Origin of the sequence: Oculatella sp. LEGE 06141, from assembly GCF_015207605.1 — a bacterium.
In the GTDB taxonomy this organism is placed as follows: Bacteria; Cyanobacteriota; Cyanobacteriia; order Elainellales; family Elainellaceae; genus Oculatella.
Map to the genome: position 1 here is coordinate 71285 of NZ_JADEWO010000027.1, position 18014 is coordinate 89298.

At 50.8% G+C, this 18014-nt stretch carries 17 protein-coding genes; 10 read left to right on the plus strand and 7 right to left on the minus strand.

The features are described from left to right. Window positions 1–359: 359 nt before the first annotated feature. Window positions 360–572: a DUF2839 domain-containing protein gene (locus IQ268_RS18170; RefSeq protein WP_193882071.1), complete on the minus strand. Its 213-nt coding sequence runs from the start codon at window positions 570–572 to the stop codon at window positions 360–362. Window positions 573–683: 111 nt separating this feature from the next. Further along, entirely contained in the window at window positions 684–2285 is a 1602-nt protein-coding gene (locus tag IQ268_RS18175) for a helicase C-terminal domain-containing protein (protein WP_193882074.1), read from the minus strand. A gap of 361 nt (window positions 2286–2646) precedes the next feature. On the opposite strand from IQ268_RS18175, the gene IQ268_RS18180 reads away from it, so the two are divergent. Beyond that, window positions 2647–3498 carry a prephenate/arogenate dehydrogenase gene (locus IQ268_RS18180; protein ID WP_193882077.1) on the plus strand — a complete coding sequence of 284 codons (852 nt, stop codon included), beginning with the start codon at window positions 2647–2649 and terminating at the stop codon, window positions 3496–3498. 10 nt (window positions 3499–3508) lie between these two features. Here IQ268_RS18180 and IQ268_RS18185 read toward each other — a convergent pair whose 3' ends face one another. Together IQ268_RS18185 and IQ268_RS18190 are read right to left on the minus strand one after the other, a co-directional pair. Continuing rightward, entirely contained in the window at window positions 3509–4072 is a 564-nt protein-coding gene (locus tag IQ268_RS18185; protein ID WP_193882080.1) for a peroxiredoxin, read from the minus strand. Window positions 4073–4151: 79 nt separating this feature from the next. Then, window positions 4152–5042 (minus strand): mechanosensitive ion channel family protein, encoded by an 891-nt coding sequence (locus IQ268_RS18190; protein WP_193882083.1) that lies wholly within the window; start codon window positions 5040–5042, stop codon window positions 4152–4154. 95 nt (window positions 5043–5137) lie between these two features. Between IQ268_RS18190 and IQ268_RS18195 the strand changes: the two genes are divergently transcribed. After that, window positions 5138–5323: a hypothetical protein gene (locus IQ268_RS18195; protein WP_193882086.1), complete on the plus strand. Its 186-nt coding sequence runs from the start codon at window positions 5138–5140 to the stop codon at window positions 5321–5323. Between the two features lie 53 nt (window positions 5324–5376). On the opposite strand, the gene IQ268_RS18200 is transcribed toward IQ268_RS18195, so the two are convergent. Beyond that, the gene (locus IQ268_RS18200) at window positions 5377–6081 is read right to left on the minus strand and encodes a fasciclin domain-containing protein (RefSeq protein WP_228035484.1); all 705 of its coding nucleotides are present in this window, start codon (window positions 6079–6081) and stop codon (window positions 5377–5379) included. A 452-nt stretch (window positions 6082–6533) separates the two neighbouring features. Between IQ268_RS18200 and IQ268_RS18205 the strand changes: the two genes are divergently transcribed. From IQ268_RS18205 to IQ268_RS18225, 5 genes are all read left to right on the plus strand, one after another. After that, window positions 6534–7328 carry a glutathione S-transferase family protein gene (locus tag IQ268_RS18205; protein WP_193882136.1) on the plus strand — a complete coding sequence of 265 codons (795 nt, stop codon included), beginning with the start codon at window positions 6534–6536 and terminating at the stop codon, window positions 7326–7328. Between the two features lie 165 nt (window positions 7329–7493). Then, on the plus strand, window positions 7494–9230 hold the full coding sequence (locus IQ268_RS18210; protein ID WP_193882089.1) for a helicase HerA domain-containing protein: 1737 nt from the start codon (window positions 7494–7496) through the stop codon (window positions 9228–9230). Window positions 9231–10247: 1017 nt separating this feature from the next. Further along, entirely contained in the window at window positions 10248–11231 is a 984-nt protein-coding gene (locus IQ268_RS18215; RefSeq protein ID WP_193882092.1) for an RNA polymerase sigma factor, RpoD/SigA family, read from the plus strand. Window positions 11232–11611: 380 nt separating this feature from the next. Next, window positions 11612–11836, plus strand: coding sequence for a hypothetical protein (locus tag IQ268_RS18220; RefSeq protein WP_193882095.1), 225 nt, complete (start codon window positions 11612–11614; stop codon window positions 11834–11836). A 281-nt stretch (window positions 11837–12117) separates the two neighbouring features. Beyond that, complete coding sequence (locus IQ268_RS18225; protein ID WP_193882098.1) at window positions 12118–12708, plus strand: hypothetical protein; 591 nt, start codon at window positions 12118–12120, stop codon at window positions 12706–12708. Between the two features lie 55 nt (window positions 12709–12763). On the opposite strand, the gene hisF is transcribed toward IQ268_RS18225, so the two are convergent. Further along, on the minus strand, window positions 12764–13555 hold the full coding sequence (gene hisF, locus IQ268_RS18230; RefSeq protein ID WP_193882101.1) for an imidazole glycerol phosphate synthase subunit HisF: 792 nt from the start codon (window positions 13553–13555) through the stop codon (window positions 12764–12766). 247 nt (window positions 13556–13802) lie between these two features. Here hisF and IQ268_RS18235 point away from each other — a divergent pair, with 247 nt between their 5' ends. Together IQ268_RS18235 and IQ268_RS18240 are read left to right on the plus strand one after the other, a co-directional pair. Beyond that, a complete protein-coding gene (locus tag IQ268_RS18235) occupies window positions 13803–13997 on the plus strand; it encodes a DUF2862 domain-containing protein (RefSeq protein WP_193882104.1) in 195 nt (64 codons plus the stop codon). A gap of 299 nt (window positions 13998–14296) precedes the next feature. Beyond that, complete coding sequence (locus IQ268_RS18240) at window positions 14297–15391, plus strand: ArsA family ATPase (protein WP_193882107.1); 1095 nt, start codon at window positions 14297–14299, stop codon at window positions 15389–15391. A 363-nt stretch (window positions 15392–15754) separates the two neighbouring features. Here IQ268_RS18240 and IQ268_RS18245 read toward each other — a convergent pair whose 3' ends face one another. After that, the gene (locus IQ268_RS18245; protein WP_193882110.1) at window positions 15755–15937 is read right to left on the minus strand and encodes a CsbD family protein; all 183 of its coding nucleotides are present in this window, start codon (window positions 15935–15937) and stop codon (window positions 15755–15757) included. Window positions 15938–16206: 269 nt separating this feature from the next. Between IQ268_RS18245 and chlG the strand changes: the two genes are divergently transcribed. Continuing rightward, on the plus strand, window positions 16207–17274 hold the full coding sequence (chlG, locus tag IQ268_RS18250) for a chlorophyll synthase ChlG (protein ID WP_193882113.1): 1068 nt from the start codon (window positions 16207–16209) through the stop codon (window positions 17272–17274). Window positions 17275–18014 lie beyond the last annotated feature (740 nt).

An 18014-nucleotide genomic window follows, 5' to 3' on the forward strand; every position in this document is an offset into this window, starting at 1 on the left:
TTCAACCTAAACCGTTTGGTTTAGCTGAGAGCCTGATTTAGCTGAGAGACTATGAAGCGTCATAATTAGCTGTACTCTGCTAGTTCTAGCATAGGGATCACGGGCTGCCCACTTTATGCAGGCAGAAATTATATTTGCTTTACGTATAGAGATAATTCCCGTTGTTGGTCTACTAGAGCTGTTAGCTTCAGCTAAATCCTTGGCCAGCGGGTGATTGAGCGGCGATCGCGCCTTATCACTCAATCAAAATCGGCTGCAATGATGACGAATGTTGGCTGATGCCATCAACTATTGTGATGAGTTGTAATGATTGACTCGCCGTAAGCGGTCGAGTTTAACTGCAACGGGGAGCGCGATCGCTAGTTGACTTGCCACCATCCCAGCATTGGCCCCAGCAAACGGACAACGACCCAGTAGGCGACTAAACCACCAATGCCGATCCAGGCACCGCGAGTGCTGAGTTTAACAAACTGTTCAGCCTGAGTTTTTTTGATGGGTAGCCAGGGTAAGACCGATGGTTCTTGCCCATATTTTTCGCCCAATGTTTCCTTTCGACGCTTTGATTCACCCATAACCTTATTGCGTTGAAACTAGATGATTCTGAAACGATGATACCTCTAGACGGAGCCGGAAAGAGCAAGTAATTCCGTCAGCACGATGCTGCTGCTGTGATCCCCGCCTCGCTACTCCAGGATTGAATAATTGAACGGGTTGAATAAGCTGGCATCAACGTAGTTAATGCGAGCCATAGGGCTGAGGGCTGAAAGTACCTGTTGTCCGTAGCTGCGATAATTAACCCGGTTATCGAGCAAGGCAACCACTCCCTGAGAGTCGCGCACGGGAGCGATCGCCCGTTGTAGTTCGCTCAGCGCCTCTGGCAGCAAATAGAGCCGGAACCAGTCTTGGCGTAACTGTTTGTAGTAGGCAACTCGCCCCGCAACTAACGGTTCCTCTAAGGACGGGATCGGCAGCGTTGCAATGACTAACAGACGGGGTGCTGGCAGCACCGCTTGATGTTGCTGCCAAAACTCCCAGCCGGAGACAAGAATACCGTGGTCATCCAGGCACGTCTTTTCCACCTGAACGCGGGAGCCAAATTCTGCCGCCAGTTCAGAACCGACCTGCGCTTTTAGGGGCACATCGCCCACCAGCACCACCGTCATGCCCTGGCTTGCTGTGTTGGTGGCTGCAATGAGTGACCGCAATTCTTGCATCAGCGACGGTTGAAACTGAGGGGTATTGGGCAGCGGCATTCCGTCCGGTAAATACAGGTGGATCAATTCATTTTGGCGATCGGGCGAAAATTTGAGGCAGGTCAGATCTCCTAACCCCACCCGTTGGCGATAGATAGGCGCTTCTGTTTCTAAATCTAAAAAGCCACCAACGAGTACAACGGGCTGCTGTGACCAGACATTACTCAGGGCAGATGCTACTTCAACAGGGCCGCTAAACAGCGAGAACTGCCCCTGGCGGCGGTTGATTTCTGTCCACACAAGCTGTCCGGTGACTGATAGGTTTTGGAAGAGCGATCGCCAGACATCGGTGAGTTGACAGGCGGTTTTAGCCACAGGCTCGGCCAGCTCTGAAGCCGAACCTAGCTCTGGGTCTGGATAAAACCAACCGTTGTCCTGGAGGAGATGAGCCAGATTCGTTAAAATGTCTTGCTCGGGTTGCCCAATTAAATAACACTCGTAGGGGTTCGCCGGATGCTGAAAGATCGATCGCGTCATTTGCACTCGCGCATCGCGAATCGTGTCGGCGTGTTCGGGGCAAGCCAGCATTAGCTCGTCCCAATCGCAGGGTTGAATCTGGGTGGTCAGCAGATCGCGTGTCCACGTCTCAATGTCATCAGCACCATCAATAATGGTGGGAATTCCAGGTGGGAACCGCCCTTCGTTGAACAGCCGATCGCTGAACCAGGCATCTGGAGAGGTTAGCAACAGCCCTTGAAACTCTTCACCCGGCCAGCGATCGCCTGTCCGAATCGCCTTTTGTGCTGGAATCCACTGCCGCAACCGGGGAATTTCTACCATCAACAACCGTTGCTGCACCGCTTCTGGAACGACTAAAATTGCCGGTTCTGGCCAGATAAGGGCGGGCATGAGGTAGCTCAACCGATAGCGCCCATGATAGCCAGAAGGCGCACCCGCCTGGATCAGGGCACTGCGATCGAGGCGCAGCGCACGGGCAACCAGTCGCGCCATCGTTAAGTGATGGTGCCAATAGGGTTCGCCCTGCTCTCGCAGAAACGCACGAAGCTGTTGATGAACTTCTACCTCAATCACGAGCGTGAACTTCTCGCATTACAAACGAACTTTATTGTGACACAAACCTCATAGCTACTCATGTTGCCCGAAGCAGAGGACTCAGCACGTCAGGCAAAGTGCGGTGTTTGGAGTGGTGTTGGCTAAATCGTCCGCATCATCAACGATCGCGCTCTGTTTAATCATATCCAACCCACTGGGATTAAGCCTCAGCAATGCCTGATCCCGACAGGAGATCCGGCAGCAATAGGTAAGGCGATCGCTCCTAAAGTAGCCAGCTCAACCTCTTTGCACGGCATCCGTTCGATCGTTTGATCATCTGGCCGACAGGCATGACAAAATTGCAGCACGCCAGCAACGTAGCATTTAATTTGTGACGATTATGAAGATCGGTATTGTGGGACTAGGGCTGATTGGAGGATCGATGGGGTTAGATTTTCGATCGCACCAGCATACTGTGCTGGGAGTAAGCCGACAGCAGACAACCTGTGAACAGGCGATCGCCCGGGGTGTAGTGGACGAAGCCAGTCCTGATTTATCGTTGTTGGCCGCCGCTGACGTTATCTTTCTGTGTACCCCTTTGCACGCTCTGGCTGCTACAACCGCCGCACTGGTTCCTTATCTTTCAACCGCTACCATCCTGACGGATGTTGGTTCGGTGAAACAACCAATTGTTGAGGCGATCGAACCCCAATGGTCGAACTTTGTGGGGGGGCACCCTATGGCCGGAACGACCGAATCTGGACTGGATGCTGCCCAACCAGACCTGTTTGTGAATCGAGCTTATGTGTTAACCCCAACTGAAGCCACACCCGCAGAGTCGCTGGAAACCGTAGCCCATTTAGCGCGATCGCTCCAGTCGCAGGTGTATTACTGCCAGCCTGCCGAGCACGATCGTGCCGTTGCCTGGATTTCCCATCTTCCAGTCATGGTTAGCGCCAGCCTGATTGCGGCTTGCCAAAGCGAACTCGATCCTGATGTGCTGAATCTGGCTCAAACCTTTGCCAGCTCTGGCTTTCGCGATACAAGCCGAGTGGGGGGCGGCAACCCCGAACTGGGGCTGATGATGGCGCAGTATAACCGTCCGTGCCTGGTGCGATCGCTCCAGGCCTACCGTTCTCAGCTCAACCAGATCATTGAGTGTGTGGAAGGCGAGAAGTGGAGCGATTTGGAACAGTTACTCAGCCAAACCAGCCGCGATCGCCCCAAGTTCGTAGACAACCTGCAGAAGTAAATTCTTGTCCTTATCCGTTGGCTGCAACTCCCTGCAACTCCTCTAGTCGCGCCAGTACCTCAACGCTGTGAATCGCTGGATTCACCCCAACAAAACGCTCCCGTAGAATTCCATCTGGGTCAATGATATACGTGTGTCGCAGGGAGACATATCCTAACCAGGAGCCATAAGCCTTGCTCACCGAACCGTCTACATCGGCCAACAGCGGAAAGGTTAGCCCTTCGGAATCACAAAACTTCGCATGGGAATCGATATCGTCAGCGCTGATCCCCAAAATTTGGGTATTGCGTTCCAGGTACTTCGGCAGATCTTGCTGAAATCGACGCGCCTCTAATGTGCAACCGGAGGTGAAATCCTTGGGATAAAAGTAAGCGACAACCCATTTGCCCCGATACTGCGACAGAGCCACATTGCCATTGCCGGAGTTGGTTGGCAGCGTAAACTCTGGGGCAGGCTCGTTGAGAGGCGGCTGTTTGCCACCCAGTGCCAGTGCTGCTGGTGCCACCAATAACGTAGCAACAATAACAAGACAGGTTGCAATCAGCGTACGAAGTAAGGAGCGACGACCGATCATTTGGAAGACGATTGAGGGTTTACTTAAAATAAGTTTACAAAGAGATGACTGGTTCTACAATCAACTGGTTCGCCTATTTTCATTGGGTCGAGTTGGCACTGGCTTCGATCGCAGACTGATCGTTGTATTTCTGCTGATCGAAAAAATACAGCGTCCGAATTGGGTAAGGAATATTGAAATCGGCTTCGTCACAGGCTTGCTTCAGTGTGAGCATGACTTTGGTTCGAACTTGCCGAACGTGGAGCATTTGCGGTCGTGTCCAATAGCGCACGATGAAGTTAATGGAGCTGTCGCCAAAGCCAACCACGTCTACTTCGATAGATGGCGTGGACAGCACGCCTTCTACATCAGCCATCGCGGTTTGCAAAACCTGTAACGCTCTCGCTAACGGGGTGTTGTAATCCAAGCCAATTTCTAGATCGGTGCGGCGACAGTTGCGATCGGTCAACACTTGCACGGAATTAGTAAACACAACCGCGTTGGGAATCACTACCCGCTCCCCGGTGTACTTACGGATCTCCGTCGATCGCACATTGATTGCTTCAACCGTACCTTCATATTCGTCCACAATAATCTGGTCATTCAGGCGAAAGGGTTCATTGATCAGCAGCAAGATCCCCGCCAAAAAGTTCTTGAAGATATCCTGGAACGCAAAGCCAACCGCAACCGAACCCAGCCCCAGGAAGCCGATTAAGTCTCCCAGTCCCAAATCGGGAAAGAGGATAATGCTGGCAAACAAAACGCCGACCACCCAAATGGCAACGGAGGTGACCTGCACTAGCAGCGATTGCAGCGAAACACTCTTCAATACCCGCTCAGCAGCAGCACTCACCAGCCGCCGAATCACAGGAACGCTATAGCGAGTAATGACCAAAATCACGATCGCCGTCAGCAAGGCAGGAATAATCTCAATGGTCTGCCCAATCAATTTCAGCAAACTTTGCTGAATGGTTGTAATAATTTCGCTCACCAGCGCACAACAGAACTCAATTTCATCAGTATCTCAGTGCCGAATTACTGTTTTGCAACTGCCTCAAGGGGTAAAGTGCGATCGGTCGTTGAGCCATGAAGCCGCTTGAGGAAGGGGATCTCTACCCGGCAACCGGAACCAGTATCGATAAAAACAAAGAGTGTGTTGCTTCACTCCCTAAAAAAGCAGCGAAGCAACACACTCTTGTCTCCCAGCCTTGCAAGGACTTTGCCGGACAAAGCCCCCACGTTAGCGGTTGCGATGGTTTAACTCAAACGTAAACTGGGGCTGCAATTCAACAGCGCTTAGAAGCACAACCCAGTCCCGCCATTCCTTACATGCCGGGAGGAAGGATGACCTGGTCAATCACGTGAATTACGCCGTTGCTAGCCTCGATATCGGCTTGCGTCACAGTGGCCTCATTGACCATCACCATGTCGTCATCAACCGTGACAGTAACGGGGCTACCTTCAACGGTGTCAACATCGCCAGAAGACAGTTGGTCGGAGGTGACTGTACCAGGCACAACATGATAGGTGAGAACTTGAATCAGCGCTTCACGGTTCTCAGGCTTCAACAGTTCTTCGACAGTGCCTTCGGGCAGAGCTGCAAACGCAGCATCGGTGGGGGCAAAGACAGTGTAAGGCCCTTCTCCTGCCAGTACGTCCGTTAAACCAGCCGCTGTCAGGGCTGCGGTGAGGGTTTCAAAATTACCCGCAGTGGAGGCAATATCCACAATAGTGCCTTCAGATGCGGTAGGAGCAACTGAGGTTGCTGGTGCCTCAGGCTCATACATGCCGCCAGGCGCGTCCATTGCTTCAGGTTTGTCCATGCTTCCAGGCATCGCTTCAAGAGTCATATCTGGCGCTTCAGGTGTGCCTTGAGCCGTAGCAGAACCGTTGTAAGGCGGTTCACTGAAAATGCTAGGAGCCGGATTCATTTGGGCGATCGCGGGGAGTGCAACCATCGCCCCTGCTGCTGCGGCACCTGCAATACCGATCAGTTGCTTGATGGAACGGCCAGACTTCTGTAGATTCATCGAGATATGTCTCCTTATGTTAATCCGTTGTAAAGTTTCTTAATAACTATGACGGACAGATAAAGTTCTTGTTCCTTTGTGTGAAGGAAAAGTGAATTGCGGTTTCCTATCCGTTGCAGGAGTTAGTTTAAATATTCTTAAGCTTTGTAAACAATATTTATGCCTCAGGTCGGATATTTAATCGCCAGGAGGCAGTTAGTTTCTTGGAGGAGATATTAGATCAACTGCGCGATCGCCCTCTGGTTCTCCTCACGTTGCTAAGTTAGAAGCGGCGACAAAAACAGGTTCGTCTTGCAGGCTCGGTTTTCAGGCTCAGTTCTGGTGATTTGTGCAAATCGTCAGGTGTGAAAGCCGTTGATGAAAGTGGTCAAAAACAGCAGTTAAAGAAAGTACTCAAACGCAACCAATCCAAGCCAACGACGTTCATCATTGCCTTTATTCAGGAGATACCAATGCTGGAGCTATACCAATTTGAACTGTCTCATTACTGCGAAAAGGTACGGCTGATTCTTGATTACAAGGGGTTGGCCTACCGCAAAATTGAAGTTACACCGGGCATTGGGCAGGTTGATCTCTTCCGGTTATCTGGTCAGCGGCAGGTTCCTGTATTAAAAGATGGCAACGAGGTCATTGCAGACTCTACTGCGATCGCCCTGTATCTCGATCGCAAGTTTCCCGATCGTCCCATTTTGCCTGCCGACGCAAAGCAACGAGCGCTCTGTCTCTTGATGGAAGAATGGGCAGATGAGTCCATTGGTCTCAATAGCCGCAAGGTGATGTTGGGCGCGTTTAATCAAAGCCCGGAACTGCGGCTCTCGTCGCTACCCGCTTCTACGCCCGATCTGGTTCGCAACCTGGTGAAGTCGTTTCCGCGTGAAGTGTTTGATGTGTTGGGTGCCGGAGTGGGGTTAGGAGCAGAGTCCGTCCGCAGCGCTCGTAAGGCAATGGAACAAAATCTGGAGTCGCTCAATACGCTGCTTCAGGACAGTCCCTATCTGGTTTCAGATCAGCCCACTCTGGCCGATTTCGCGGTTGCAGGGCTGACGATGTACATCAAGTTTCCCGATATTCCTTATTTAGCCATTCCCGATGGACTCAAAGGAAAGGGCGTTCCCGGATTGGCTGATGTTTTTGCTTACAGCACGTTTTGGGAGTGGCGCGATCGCCTTTATGCTGATTTCCGCAAGCCCCCGATTTCTGCAACACCTCCCGCTTCCTCCGCACCAACCTCTATTGATATTGAGTAGCTGGATCTAGCCTCGATGTTAAGCCGAGCGACAGGCGTTAAACACTGAGCGCGTGCTGTTGAGGTTTGCAGACCCGTGGATTAAATTTCGCTAGAACGTCTGTATTAACAGCTGGAAGCAGGCTACCATAAGCCAGTAGGTTTGGTAGTCTCAGCAAAAGTTGGCATGGAGTTGGAAAAGCCCCTCGGTTCGGTTATCCAAGGCTCACTCAGCCAGGGATTAGAAGTGCGGCTGCATCCCGATGTTTCGGTTGAAGATATGCGGGTTGGCAAATTTCTGGTGGTACACGGAAGGCGATCGCGCTTTTTTTGTATGCTCACCGACGTGTCCCTGGGTACAGCTAGCCAGCGTATCCTGGCAAACCCACCTGATCCCAGCAACACATTTCTGCATGAGGTGCTGGCTGGAACGGGTACCTTTGGCACCATCAACTTAACGCCCATGTTGATGTTTACCCCAGAAGCGACCACTCCGCCCAACGGCAAGCTTCCAACCCCGCCAGAGCAAGAGAGCCAGGATGGGCAACTCTCTCTACCCGCGTCGTATCAAGCCAACAGCGATAGCGGATATGAACTGTTGCCCGTCAAAACTATTCCCAGTCACTTCAGCCAGGTGTATGACGCGCACGAGCGAGACTTTCGCGCTGTGTTTGGCTGGGAGGATGATCCCCATCGGCGCAACTTTGCCATCGGCCAACCCATTGATATGGATGTGCCCATTTGCATTGACCTCGATCGCTTTGTAGAGCGAAGCAACGGCATCTTTGGCAAATCGGGAACGGGAAAATCCTTTTTAACCCGCCTCTTGCTGTCGGGCATTATTCGCAAACGAGCGGCTGTCAATTTAATCTTTGACATGCACTCCGAGTACGGCTGGGAAGCCGCCCGCGAAGGCAAACAGTTCAGCACCGTCAAGGGGTTACGGCAACTGTTTCCAGGCCAGGTGCAGATCTACACACTCGATACGCAATCGACCAAACGGCGAGGTGTACGAGACGCACAAGAACTTTACATCAGCTACGACCAGATTGAGGTTGAAGACCTGGCACTGGTTCGAGGAGAACTGAACCTGTCGGAAGCCAGCCTGGAAAACGCCATCATTTTGCGAAACGAATTTGGTAAATCCTGGATCACGCGGCTGCTATCCATGAGCAACGAAGAAATTCAGGAGTTTTGTGAAGTGAAGATGGGCAGCAAATCGTCCATTATGGCGCTTCAGCGCAAGCTGACCCGGTTGGATGATTTGAAGTATCTGCGTCAAAGCTCGCCACACAACTATGTGGGGCAAATTTTAGATTCCCTTGAAGCCGGAAAGCACGTCGTTGTAGAGTTTGGCTCTCAATCCAATATGCTGTCGTACATGTTGGCAACCAACATCATTGCGCGTCGGATTCATGCCAGCTACGTGCATAAGGCCGAAAAATTCTTGCAGACAAAGAACCCAAGCGATCGCCCCCGGCAACTGGTGATCACCATTGAAGAAGCCCATCGGTTTCTGGATTCAGCCACCGTGCGTCAAACCATCTTTGGTACGATCGCCCGCGAAATGCGGAAGTATTTCGTGACGCTGCTAGTGGTCGATCAGCGTCCCTCTGGAATCGACAACGAGGTTATGTCTCAGGTTGGGACACGAATTACGGCTCTATTAAATGATGAGAAAGACATTGATGCCATCTTTACGGGCGTTTCTGGTGGGCAGAGTTTGCGATCGGTTCTGGCAAAACTGGACTCGAAACAGCAAGCGCTAATCTTGGGACATGCCGTACCAATGCCGGTGGTGGTGCGAACGCGCCCATACGACGAAACGTTTTATGCCGCCATTGGCGATATAGCCTGGGAAGAAGCGCCAACCGAGGCGGTATTCAAGGCGGCAGAGTCGGCCAAAGCAGATTTAGGATTCTAGAAATATCAGGCAAAAAGTAGACAACAGAGCTATACTATAGAACTCCAAAACAAGAACTCCAAAACAAGAAGAAATTCTAACAGGACTTCTAAACCCTCACAGGATCACTCCTAAACCTAAGAGTAATCCTGGAACGATACAAGTCTTAGAGGTCTAAGTCGGATTCCACCGTCTGCATTAGCCCTCTGTATTCCCCATCTGGGGAACGTTCAGTAGAACTGGCTCGGATGTCCGCCAACCTTGGAGGATTAGAAGCCGGTTCGCGTTGGGCTTAACACGGCTCAACCATCTTCTCAGACGGCTGAGCTTAGGTACGGTTATCCCTGCAAGATCTCCCTACCCTGGATTTTGCAGCAAGGCTCATCATTAATAAATAGACAGTTTAGCCGAAAGACAATCTAGACGAACACCTGTATTGCGTACGTCATATTCTCGTCACATTTAGGTGCCAACCTAATGATCAGCAGCAGATGTAAGCGCTTTGGTGCAATGCTTGTTCGTACTTCGTCCAGAGAGTTCATCCAATAGATTCATACTAAAGGATGAATCACCGCTTCTAAATCGGAGATTAAATGAATGTACGGTTTGGGCGACGATGCCACCCCTTTACTATAGTGCAAATTTGTATTAGCATGGAATAAAGCAAACTCATAATGATTTCGACTTAGAGTTTGCCAAACGCAGTGAAGAGTTCTCTAGTTGATTCAGAGCGATCACGGTTAGTTGTTTAGATGTTGAGGCTGTAGGATTTCTCAACTGCCGAGAGGATCGTGAACCTTTATCCTCTGTCATTCACCTGTCGCTTCACTTCACAGCGGGTGGGTGTGTCCTCCAAATCTTTTGTCGCTAGTAAGCCCCCGGCGGGGTGCAGTTTGTATTTCATTTGGCGACGCTTCGTTTAAGATTTGCGACCCCTAAGATTTGCGACCCCATAGACTGAAGCATCTTCTCTCTCTAAATATCGCCCCCTTTCTTATTTCTTAAGTCCCTGTTGAAGGAGTTCATTTCAAAAAAACCATGGCAACTGCAAACACAGAAGTTCAAGCAACCAAACCGTTATTCACTGCAGACATGGTGCGTACCTATCTGCATGAGATTGGTCGCGTTCCGCTGTTGACCCATGAGCAGGAGATTGTTTATGGCAAGCAGGTTCAGCAAATGATGAACGCGATCGAAGCCAAAGAAAAGCTAGCAAACAAGCTAGACCGCGAACCAACCGATGCTGAGTGGGCAGAGCAAATCAAACTGAGCGAAGACAAGCTGAAGGAGGCGTTACGCCAGGGGCAGCGTGCCAAGCAAAAGATGATTGAAGCTAACCTGCGTCTGGTTGTTGCGATCGCCAAAAAGTACCAGAAGCGTAACCTGGAGTTTCTTGACTTAATTCAGGAAGGTACCCTGGGGCTAGAGCGCGGTGTCGAGAAGTTTGACCCCACCCGTGGATACAAGTTTTCGACCTACGCCTACTGGTGGATTCGTCAGGCCATTACCCGTGCGATCGCCCAACAAGCTCGTACTATTCGGCTACCGATTCACATTACCGAGAAGCTCAACAAAATTAAAAAGGTACAGCGTGAGCTAACGCAGCAGCTTGGTCGCAGTCCCAGTCCGGCTGAAATTGCCGAAGCGCTTGAGCTAGAACCGGCTCAAATCCGCGAGTATCTAATTATGTCTCGTCAACCTGTCTCGTTAGACTTACGCGTTGGCGACAACCAGGATACCGAACTGGCCGACCTATTAGAAGATGAAGGAGCATCGCCAGAAACCTACACCACTCAGGAATCGCTACGGCAAGACCTGGAAAACATGCTGGCAGAACTGACCCCACAGCAGCGAGAAGTGTTGACGTTGCGCTTTGGGCTGAACGATGGCAATGAGCTATCTCTGGCTAAAGTTGGGCAGCGAATGAACATCAGCCGAGAGCGGGTGCGTCAGCTAGAGCGGCAAGCCCTTGACCACCTGCGTCGTCGAAAAGCTAACGTTCGAGGCTATTTGGCAAGTTAGGCTTCCTCCTTCAACACACTTATGGGGCGCTCTTGTAGCGCCCCATTTTTGTATCCAGTCTGCTCTCGTTTGAGTAGCCTCTACTCTCAAGTAGCGCTCCAAAACTCAGCCTATTGATTGCTGAATTGGACTATATTTCAGCATTCGTCAACCTTCTGGTAGATCCTTGAGATTCGCTGTTTCCAGGATAATAAACTGTATCGCAAGAGTGCGGCATGACCGTTACTGCTTGTTTGAGTAACGAATCAGTGCATTTATTGATTTTCGGGATGGGCCTAACCGACGCGTTAGAACTGAACCCCTAAGTCTTTATTTCAGGGGCATTTACCAGCTAACCCATAGTCTGCACAGGTATTCAGTCTGCACAGGTATCAGTTTGCATGGATACCAGTCTGCATGAACTCGGTGTCGATGCGCTAGAAGAACTGCTGCCGCCGACAGACCATTACCCAATCAACATTCTTCTCTACCAGGAGGATAAACAACGTTTGGGATGGCTGGCTGGCATCCTCCAGTCAGGTGAGCCGCAGGCAGGAAGTGAAACGACTGCTTTCCGCTTTATGCTTGTCGCTATCAAACTCGCTTCACTAATTGGGTTTAACTGATTCGATCGCTCCGCTGCTGATTTTCAGAATTCTTTTCAACTTCGTACTGATTTTTCTGGAATCGCCTGTGTTTGCGCTGTAGTCACAACTAACCGATATCCCACTGCGGTCTGAGACTGTTCAGCCAAGCCTATCGCTAAAGTAACGAATTTTACGCCTTGTAAAGTCTTTCAAACGGTTGAATGGGCGCGCACGGCTTCTCCAGTAGAGTGAGATCAGCTTAAGAATCCCATTTTTCTCGACTTTTTCGCAAACTCTTTTAATTAAGGAAGGAAACTACGGTGTCTAATCTTTTTACTCGTTCAACCTCGCCGTGGCGTACTCTTTTAAGCCGTTATAGCAGGCCAATTACAGGAGCGCTTTTAACCGTCGGCATGACAACCGTTGGGCTGCCCAGCCTGCTGGTTCGCGCCGCTGAAGCGCCAGAGACTTCTAGCCAAGCCTCGTTAGCACATGCCTCATCAACAGTAGCAACTCTGGTCTCTCAGTCTGCTGATGCTCAAACCTGGTCAGACGGAATCTACTTATATGGGCAAGCCAACCAACCCGATCAGCTTGGTTCAGCTTACATGGTGTTTGAGGTAAATGACAACCAGGTGGTTGGTGCGTTCTACATGCCGCAATCGTCGTTCGATTGCTTTTATGGCAACCTTGAGGCCAATGAGATGGCGCTCACAGTGGTTGACAGCTACGAGCAGACAGCGCACCCCTATTCCGTTGCGTTAGAAAGCACGTCTGATGTGGCTGATGCCGGAAACCCAACGTTGGCTCCGACTGGAATTGAAGGCTTCAACCGGATTGATTCGGTTAGTGATAACGACCAGCGTATGCTGCAAACCTGCACCGCAGACTATCAGGAACGGGCGCAGTAAGGCGCATTCCTATACATTCCTAGATTGGTATTAGTTTGCTGGAGCGGGAGGAGCGTTATGCTCCTCCCGTTTGGCTTTCCTGAAGCCTGACTGGAACCTGTTGATCTACTAGATATTGCTTCACCTCAGCTACGGTGAGCTGTCCATAATGCAGCAAAGACGCAAGTAGAGCCGCTTCGGCTTTCCCTTCGGTGAGGGCAGCGTGAATGTGTTGGCAGGTGCCGGCACCGCCAGAAGCGATGACTGGAATGGGGACTTGCTCGGCGATCGTTCTCGTCAGCTCTAAGTCGTAACCCGCTTGGGTGCCGTCTGCATCCATACTGGTGATTAGCAGTTCTCCGGCTCCACGCTGTTCTACTTCCTTGGCCCAGGCGATCGCATCCAGCCCGGTGTTTTCCCGTCCACCCCGAACATAAACATCCCAGCCCGGACGGTCGGGGTCGGTTCTTCGACGAGCATCAATGGCAATAACAATGCACTGCTTACCGAATCGATCGCTGGCCTGATTGATAAAATCTGGATTGCGAACCGCAGCCGAGTTGAGGCTGACCTTATCGGCACCAGCCCTGAGCAGCCGTTTAATCGTATCCAATGACTGAATGCCGCCGCCCACCGTTAGCGGAATGAAGACCTGTTCAGCCGTGCGATAAACCACGTCGTAAATGATATCTCGGTCTTCATGGGTTGCTGTGATGTCGAGAAAAACTAGCTCATCGGCTCCTGCCTGGTTGTAAACTTCAGCCAGCTCAACCGGGTCGCCCGCATCTCGCAAGTTGACAAAGTTTACGCCCTTAACCACTCGTCCGGCTTTTACATCTAAACACGGTAAAATTCGCTTGGCTAACATACGCACTAACTACGCAATAATTCTGTCGGTAGGCTCTTAGAGGCTGTTTGAAACGGATTCAATGTCTCCTGTAAGGGCGTAGCATTTGGCAGATAACCCTTGAAATAGACCGAGACGGATTGCCCGAATGCCATGCCTCTACGAGTGTCGGGCTATAAACCAGACTTTTAAAGCATCCTCTTAGAATAACGTAATCAGATATCAATACACTGATACACTGGGTTTTGGTTAATTTGTTGAAGCGACGATGGAAATAGGTCAAAAAGTTCGGTTTAGTCGGTTGCGCGATCGCGCCTCTCAGGAAACCATCAAACATTTGGGGCAGGTCGGGGAAATCAGAGACTTTAAGATGACGGATGGCAGCGGTGTAGGTGTCGTGGTGCGGTTTGAAGACAAGTACACGACCTGGTTCTTTGAAGATGAGCTAGACCTCGTTGGTTGATCGCCTCTGTCCCTATGACAGAACCACTTACCACAGACAAACGCTTTTAACTCACTCCATCGACTTAGCAGCCCTCAAACCATTTTGGAGATCTGCCGAATGGTACTGAATCAATGTCGCATGAAGTCGGTAGGCGTACCCACTCTACAGATGAAGTGTTCAGCTATCCTCATCAGGCTGGAGGCAGTGCTGTTTGAGTAGGGGCGATTCATCCTAGCGGCGTAGGGGCACTTTCTTGGTGCGATCGTTACTATAGACAATGGATCAATGTTAACGACAGCTGAGGTAAGGCGCGAGAGATGTCCCTCATCTTGACATTTTTGGGAAAGGGCGGAACAGGTCGCACAACAGTGGCGATCGCGGCTGCAAAACGGTATGCAGCTCAAGGGAAGCGAGTTCTGCTAGCGAGTGAGGATACCAGCCCTGCCTTTGGGCTAATGCTGGGGATGCAAGTGAGCAGCGAACCGCAAGAGCTAGAGCCGAATTTGCATGTCCTTCAACTGCGAGCGGCAGCGTTGCTGGAACGCAGTTGGGAAGAATTGAAGCAGCAAGAAGCCAAATACTTGCGGACTCCGATTCTGAAGGCGGTATATGGGCAGGAACTGGGAGTGCTGCCAGGCATGGATAGCGCTTTAACGCTCAATGCCATTCGCGAGTACGATGCCAGCGGTCAGTATGACGTAATTGTGTACGATGGCAGCGGCAACCAAACGACACTGCGGATTTTAGGAATGCCAGAGATCCTCAGTTGGTATATGCGGCGATTCCGTCAGGTCTTTGCAGATTCAGACCTGGGCAAAGCGATTTCTCCGTTTATTCAACCTGTGGCGGCAGCGGTATTGAATGTTAATTGGTCGAACGATCCGTTTGCTCAGCCCACGGGGCAGGTAAACGACCTGCTGGAACAGGGAAAAGCAGCGGTGGCTGACCCGAACCGCACGGTAGCTTATTTAGTAACGACCGATGATTTGGGGGCGATCGCTACTGCAAAGTATTTATGGGGTAGCGCTCAGCAGGTTGGGCTAACCATTGGGGGTGTTTTGCTCAACCAGTCTGACCCCTCAGCAGATGTGCAAACCGAATTTGCTCCATTGTCGCTCAGTTCCCTTCCAGTGCGGACGGGTGAAGACTGGCAGACACTTATAGATGCACTACCCGATTTTCAGCCAGCGGCCAACGTTCCCAAACCGATCACCGTTAATGTTGCAGAACGGAAAGTCAGCCTGTTTTTCCCAGGGTTTGATAAGAAGCAGGTGAAGCTTACCCAGTATGGCCCTGAGGTGACGGTAGAAGCGGGCGACCAGCGGCGCAATATTTTTCTACCGCCAGAGCTACGGGGTCAGCAAGTCACTGGAGCGAAATTCCAGGACGGGTATCTTATCATTTCCTTTTAGCTAGCTGATGAGTCTGGGTTGGGTCATCTCCGGCTCTGCCGCATCGATCGCTCGTTAGTTCGCTAGAACTTTACTTGCTACGCAGCCATGCGTTAATTCAAAAGAGACGGGGCGATCGCCCCGTCTCTTTTGGTATTACGGAATACCTCAAAATAAACCGTATTCTACCAATCTCGTTGCCACGTTACCGTTTGTGTTACGTCTGTATTATGTCTGTGTCACGCCATTGTTGTGACGAACAGATGCAGGGCATTTCTGGCTCTACCTGTACGAGACACAAAACGGTCGGTGTGGTTGGATGCTAGCTAGCAGTTAAGCTCTCAGGCTGTGCAAAAAACGGACATTTACCCAACCGAAAAGCAACTAGTCGATGATTTGCTTGGCTTTGTCCTTGAGGTTTTCAACCACATGTTGAGCGGATGCTTCAGCCTGTTTTGCTTTTCCTGCTGCCTTGTCTTCTGGGTTGCCGGTTACTTCGCCAACCGCTTCTTGAACTTTACCTTCAATATTTTTAGCCGTTGCTTTAATCTTGTTCTCTAAGCTCATACTATTCTCCTTGCTTATATAGCATTAACCGATTTGGCCAGATGCAATAACCCGCTAACTTGGTGACTTCCTCACCTTTTCACACCCTAATTCAACCGTCGTTGTTTATTCATCTACTGAAAGAATTATCTTTGACGGGGCACCTTTGCCAGGGAACCTGTGACGCAGGCTTGCAATTCGCTCTCCAACTGCCCAGGTTGAACAGAAGTCCTTTACGCTATTAAATGAAACGTCAGGTTTCCCAACGCGTTTGGAATTGAGTACTCACCATGTCTGACCCGACCTCTTCTCAGTTTTCTGCCGAATCTACCCCTACCCCAGAGTCCGCTCTTGATGATGCAGCGCTAAAAGCGGCTCCAGCCGTTCCAACCAAGACCCGTAGCGGCAAAGCTCGACAGTTGCTTGGCATGAAAGGGGCAGACTCTGGAGAAACGTCCATCTGGAAGATCCGCTTGCAGTTGATGAAGCCCATTACCTGGATTCCGCTGATCTGGGGGGTGCTGTGCGGAGCCGCCTCGGGTGGTGGATACCGCTGGTCATTAGAACATGTTTTGGTTGCAGCGGCGTGTATGTTGCTATCGGGGCCGCTGTTGGCGGGGTATACCCAAACACTGAACGATTTCTACGATCGCGACATTGATGCCATCAACGAACCCTATCGTCCGATTCCTTCTGGTGCCATTTCTATTCCGCAGGTGGTCACCCAAATTGTAGTCTTGCTCGTCGCTGGCATCGGGGTTGCCTATGCCCTGGACACCTGGGCAGGGCATGAGTTTCCAACCATTACTGTGCTGGCTATTGGCGGTTCGTTTCTCTCCTACATTTACTCAGCCCCACCGCTGAAGCTCAAGAAAAACGGCTGGCTTGGCAACTATGCTCTGGGGGCTAGCTACATTGCTTTGCCGTGGTGGGCAGGCCATGCTTTGTTTGGTGACTTAACGCCAACCATTGTGGTTTTAACCCTGTTCTACAGCTTGGCTGGGTTGGGAATTGCAGTGGTGAACGACTTCAAAAGTGTGGAAGGCGATCGCCAGTTGGGTCTAAAATCACTGCCCGTTATGTTTGGAATTGGAGCTGCTGCCTGGATTTGTGTGCTGATGATTGACATCTTCCAGGCCGGAATTGCCGCCTACTTAATGAGCATCCATCAAAATCTTTACGCCGTGATTTTAATCCTGCTGATCATTCCGCAAATCATGTTTCAAGACATGTATTTTCTGCGGAATCCGATTGAGAACGATGTGAAATATCAGGCCAGTGCCCAACCCTTCCTGGTATTGGGAATGCTGGTTACGGGTCTGGCGCTTGGGCATGCCGCTATCCGCGCTATTATCTAGCCTCAACATTTATCCTATTCGCTGTTCTAACTCAATAGGATCAAGGGCAGGTTAATCACCTGTCTTTTTTGTTGGAACAAGGAGAATAAATGACGAGCGAGCTGTTACCGCTGGCAACAACGACCTACTCTAAATCTCTCCCGTATAATGACACTATTCACCTGATGTATTGGGTCAGCTAAACCAGCCTGCATGATGTAAGAACCTGCACCGATGCGATCGCCTTCAGCTTACGCTAGGCTACTTGGAAGATCTGTTTTTGCGGGTTATCTTTGCAGTTCTAACGTCATTGGTTTCTGCCTTCACTTGCAATTTGCATCCGATCGCGTGTATGTATGTCAGATCGTATAACCTTTAGATTCCGTTCCCCGATTCTCTACGAAAAACTAGGTTTCATAGAACGGTTAGTTAGAACGGTTAGTTCCTGGTGGTGTGTGAGGAATTGAAGTGACCGATTTTTTCTCTAGGCTCAAAGCTCTGTCGAGTCGGCTAGATGGCTCAAGCCCATCAAACCCCTCTCCTCGACGGTCTAGCAACGTTCGCTCTCAGAACGGTAGGAAGGCTAATTTGTCTACACCGTCGTCATCGCCCCTATTTGCCAGGGCATCGGGTTCATCTGCTAAAGCGAAGTCGCAGGTAGGGCGATCGCCACAGCCACCTGCGACTGCCAATGGTCGTCAGCAGCCTGCGCCTGATCCTCGGCACCCACGTCCTTTGTATCAGCGGTGGTGGGCCTGGGT